The sequence below is a fragment of the Salinivibrio sp. IB643 genome (assembly GCF_001996105.1).
In the GTDB taxonomy this organism is placed as follows: domain Bacteria; phylum Pseudomonadota; class Gammaproteobacteria; order Enterobacterales; family Vibrionaceae; genus Salinivibrio; species Salinivibrio costicola.
This window is the reverse complement of the sequence record NZ_MUFF01000063.1, coordinates 1-4,433: the sequence shown is the minus strand read 5'-3', so window position 1 is coordinate 4,433 and position 4,433 is coordinate 1. Positions and strand designations below refer to the sequence as shown.

Sequence of the window (4,433 nt, the reverse complement as noted above, 5' to 3'; positions counted from 1 at the left end):
GTGGAATAGGTATAAGTGTAGAAATAACCAAAGGAATTGCAAGACAGCCAAGCGCAAACCAAATACCTAAGTTTTGATAAATCAAATACGCAACATAATATCTACCAATTTTAATTGGCCAGATTAGCGCATACCAATAAGGCAACATTAACCGCCCTTGCTTCGGATCWATTTCAGCATTTCTACTTATTTCAAGGCACGAACGTTGCATAGCAAAGAAATATAGTTCAACAAAAACAAGTAGAAAAAATATATATAACACGATAACTCTCTCCTGAAAAACTTAACGCCCAAGTAACAGGCTAATAAAGCTTGGCTATTATTGTAAGCGCAGCGAACCAAGCCTTATTAGTCCGTGTTGATTTGCTTGTTAAGCGGCGTTGTTCCACGCTCCCTGACTTGTGCAGTCAAAGAACACTACTTCAATGTCATTTCCAAAGTAATCTCTAATCATCTGATGCACTCTTGTGCAATAACCTTGATCTTCATCGAAAACGGACACAGCTATTCTAGTAACATTTGACTCGGCAATACGCCTAAGAATATGGACATCATGCTCACCAAAGCCCCAACCATATATAGTTATATTGTTTCCAACTTTTGGTAACACTTCGCGGTAAACAGTATTAAGGTAATGGCTGTTGTGAATTGCTTTAACTTTTTGACTTGAAGTGCCCTCGCTAACGAACAATGGAATATAGTTTCCAGATTCCCATTGTCGCAGGATTGCACGCAATAAATCCCTAGAACCAGCTTCTAGTTTAACTTCCTCTTCCACAACATTTCGAGCTAAAACCAAACTACCGTGAGGATAAAAAACCAAAGTATTGCGTCTATCCCAACGGCTAATTGACTCTCGGAATCTTTGCCAGTCCTCATCAAACTCACCACGTAAGAAACAGTCCTTAAAACTATGTCCATTAAACTCACGATTAGCATACATTATTACCCAATAAAGTGACAGGTCGTAGTTAAGAGAAAGTACTGTTTTGAAGGAGCTAAGGAAAGTTGCGATGTCAGAAAATTGCTCCTCAACTGCATGGTATTCAGGGTGGATACTACGTACAGCCTGAATCAAGCACTCTCGAACATGTTCATAAGCGCTTCTAGTTGCATTGTCAGCAATTTCTAGAGCAAGATTGACTCGATTGGCTTGCCATACAAGACGTAAGATCAATTCAAAATCATCAGTCTTAAAATGACTAAAAAGCTGTTCAACATGGTGGGTCAACAACCCATTATCAATCGTATGTTGTTTTAATGAAGAGTAGGAAAAACTACCATCAATGCCAATTGAAGCACCATTTCCAAGTAGTAGTGAACCATCAAACCTATCCGATATATCGGACCATTTCTCAATTACGTATGTCATTTTTATTATCTCCTAGCCGCTTAACGCCCAACTAACCGGTGAGGGTTACTGGCACGTTGTTTTGCGTGTTTTTGCAAAACGCGTGGCCGTATTCCGAATCCGCGTTTAGTTGCTTGTTATATGAATACACGCTAAACCCAAAATACTTGGTCACCAATCAAGTTATCCATTTCACTCGGTGTCACGCTGTCCAATAGTGTATTAAATGTTTCAACCAATTGAGAGTTTAACTTTCTTTCTTGTATATCCATGCTTGATAGCACGTCATCAAAGTTGCGTTTACAATCTGAAATGTTTTTGGGGATAGGTAGATTGTTAATATTGCTAGATATCTTGTTAATGCTATCTTCCCAATACTGGAATTGGTCTAGTGTTATTTTATTTTGCTTTTTAAGTTTGTGGAGCAGACGTCTAGCCTTATCCCTCTGGTTGTTTTTCGTAAGGGCCAAAAAGTACTTATGGAGAATACCCATATCATGTTCACAACTATTATCGAGAGAATTAAAATCCAAAAGTTGATTTAGAACATTAACCCTGATAGATGGTGTGAAAGTACTAAATAATCTTGCAGTATTTGGTGTTTTAGCTAGGCCATTGTCTTTAAATAAATCAACCAAGATTAAATCAAATAGTGTTATCGCCTTATCAACTACCTTTTCTGCTGTTTCAGAGGTAATGGTATCTCTACTAAAGTGGCTAGCTTCATTGCCGTGATTCTCGATAAAATAAAGAGCATCTATTAAGCGACTAGAGTATTCTGTAGATATTTCCTTAATTTTGTTTCCTAAGGATAACTTTTCAAAGTTTTCAACTCGTTCGCTCGCTTCCTTACTTAAAAAAAGATCAATCACCATCTCAGCGTACCACCTTGCTGCCCAGCATTTTGTATCAGGAGATGTATCAATAGAGGTCATCTCTTTAATACGGCTTTCACCATATTTAGGGGTTAAAATAGTACTCATGAGCTTCCTTATTCATATAACGCCAAATTAAGGTGTGAACAACGCTAACCACCTACCTAATGCATTGTGCCATAAACACTAAACTTGCTTGAAGTGAGAGCGATTAGCGTTGTGAATCACCCTTAAATTTTATTGTTAGGTGTATTCTTGCACAAAATCATTTCTGCCAATAAATACGTTATCAAAATTCATTCTGCCACTACCGTCATCTATGGCAACGAAGCGACAGTGTTTCTTAAGACTGGCTATCAAGGAATCCAATTCCAATACGCCATTAGGTTGAATAGCTAAGAGGCTCAATATTTGATAGCCAGGAGTTTTCGTGTTTTGCGTAATAACATATTCAGCCCCCTCCAAACTTTCAATCAATTTACTCACATCACCCGTTTGAGCACCTCCGACATAGTGCTCTTGGGTCGATATGGCAAAAATGTATTTGGTTTGAACCAAACTGTGCTCTTCTTCTTGACTACTTCCGTAGCTAACAATGTACTGACCTTTTGGTAACGTTAAACCCGACTCAGATATTGATTGATATAACTTCTGAGTACTCGCGATATTTGTATATAGTTGAGAGGTGCTACCCGAAACACTTACCGAAATTAGAAATATATTTGCAGCCTTTTTCAACCATCTTCTAAAGTGCACTCTACTATTAAACGTTTTGTTCATAAGCCCCCAAATCACCTAACGCCGCAAGCAACTGCAGCTGTAGTGGAGTTTGTTTCTATGCGATGCTTTTCCCGCATAAAAACAAACGGAGTGTAAGCTGTCAGATTGACTTGCCTTGTTAAAAGTTTCCACGCTAGTAAACCTTGCTAAGTTTGCCGCCTTCAAAGGTGAACGTGACATTGTTTACGATAATTTTGTTGCCATCTTCGACAATGAATGCATTTGGATAGGACTGCGGCACCAAATGCAGAATATCTTTTTGGGAATAATCCTTGCCACCTTTTACAACAAGATCACCCAGAAAGCTATGGGCATCATTTAGGTCATCTAGGCTTACTTGCTGATATTTATATGTAATGCCAGCATCAATTGCGGAATACAGCCAAAACAGATTACTACCTACCAGAAGTGTAAGAGTGACGAAAAATGATGCTTTCCAATTATTCATGCGATACTCGATAACTTTTAACGCTTTGCTCACTGGTAAATTAGGAGCGCAGCGAGTAATTTATCCGTGTGCAGCAACTTGTTATGCATGTATTTCATTAATCGATTCTGAAGAATTTATCTGATTTTTTAAGTTCCAACACAGAATTTTCATCAATGAACTCTTGACTTAGTGAAGCCAATTTGTCTTTTAGAACAGATACTATGACCTGAACTTTGTTCTCATTTGCTAGCCGTGCCAGTGTTGCCAATTTATCTTGATCCGATGCTTCCAAATAATCTTGTATAGTAAATTCAGGAAAGGATGCCCTCGTTTCTTTAACGAATTCCACAAATGCCATATCAAATGCCAATGCCGCAGCCCTCGGTGCACCATCTCCAGAAACTCTTTCTTGATTTACGACTGAAAACTCAATTTCATTTGTATCGCTTTTGGTGCTAACATTAAAGCTCAAAGAAAAGTCTCTAAATATCGCTCTACTAAATGACTTCAAATGCTTATTAAAAACGTCAATATGCTGGCTTAGCTGTAATATTTGAAGTTTATTTTTTTCTCGGAGTTTTTGAATTTTTATATCCAGCTTAGATATTTCACTAGATTCATATTGAACTTCATCGACGACTACGCTTGTCCTACCTCTCTCTTCACGTTTGTCTTGTATTTCTTTTTCTATCACAACGAAGCCAGAAAGATGCGATTCACCTACAAGTGCAGAGAACAGATTCTTWTCTTCATCTAACAGGCCATTCAACCGATTTTCCATATTAACTACAGAGAGTTTATAATCACTGATTTTATCATTGAGATAATTAACCTTCTTTGACACTACCTGCTTATGAAACTCTATTGTATCTTCTAGTGTTTTTTTAAGATCAGGGAGCAATAATCGAGCTTCTTCATATACCTTCTCTATTAAATCTGTATTTATATTCGTTTTCTTTTCTTCATATCCACTTATGGTTCTCTGAGAATATGAGAT

General features: G+C 37.7%; 6 protein-coding genes. All 6 read right to left on the bottom strand.

The genetic code is table 11. The features are described 5' to 3' along the window. The coding region (locus tag BZG77_RS14990) for a hypothetical protein (RefSeq protein WP_206744357.1) at window positions 1-262 on the bottom strand (262 nt) is incomplete at its 3' end. 108 nt (window positions 263-370) lie between these two features. Beyond that, the gene (locus BZG77_RS14245) at window positions 371-1,372 is read right to left on the bottom strand and encodes a DUF4917 family protein (protein WP_077485687.1); all 1,002 of its coding nucleotides are present in this window, start codon (window positions 1,370-1,372) and stop codon (window positions 371-373) included. A gap of 131 nt (window positions 1,373-1,503) precedes the next feature. Beyond that, on the bottom strand, window positions 1,504-2,334 hold the full coding sequence (locus tag BZG77_RS14240; RefSeq protein ID WP_077647715.1) for a hypothetical protein: 831 nt from the start codon (window positions 2,332-2,334) through the stop codon (window positions 1,504-1,506). A 135-nt stretch (window positions 2,335-2,469) separates the two neighbouring features. Beyond that, on the bottom strand, window positions 2,470-3,006 hold the full coding sequence (locus tag BZG77_RS14235; RefSeq protein ID WP_077647714.1) for a hypothetical protein: 537 nt from the start codon (window positions 3,004-3,006) through the stop codon (window positions 2,470-2,472). 133 nt (window positions 3,007-3,139) lie between these two features. Further along, on the bottom strand, window positions 3,140-3,454 hold the full coding sequence (locus BZG77_RS14230; RefSeq protein ID WP_077647713.1) for an Imm58 family immunity protein: 315 nt from the start codon (window positions 3,452-3,454) through the stop codon (window positions 3,140-3,142). Between the two features lie 97 nt (window positions 3,455-3,551). Then, a partial coding sequence (locus BZG77_RS14225; RefSeq protein WP_131826165.1) for a DUF2326 domain-containing protein occupies window positions 3,552-4,433 on the bottom strand: 882 nt, incomplete at its 5' end.

Coding starts and splice junctions, on each gene's coding strand:
- BZG77_RS14230 (WP_077647713.1), bottom strand. CDS start 3,454: ATGAATAATTGGAAAGCATCATTTTTCGTCACTCTTACACTTCTGGTA.
- BZG77_RS14240 (WP_077647715.1), bottom strand. CDS start 2,334: ATGAGTACTATTTTAACCCCTAAATATGGTGAAAGCCGTATTAAAGAG.
- BZG77_RS14235 (WP_077647714.1), bottom strand. CDS start 3,006: ATGAACAAAACGTTTAATAGTAGAGTGCACTTTAGAAGATGGTTGAAA.
- BZG77_RS14245 (WP_077485687.1), bottom strand. CDS start 1,372: ATGACATACGTAATTGAGAAATGGTCCGATATATCGGATAGGTTTGAT.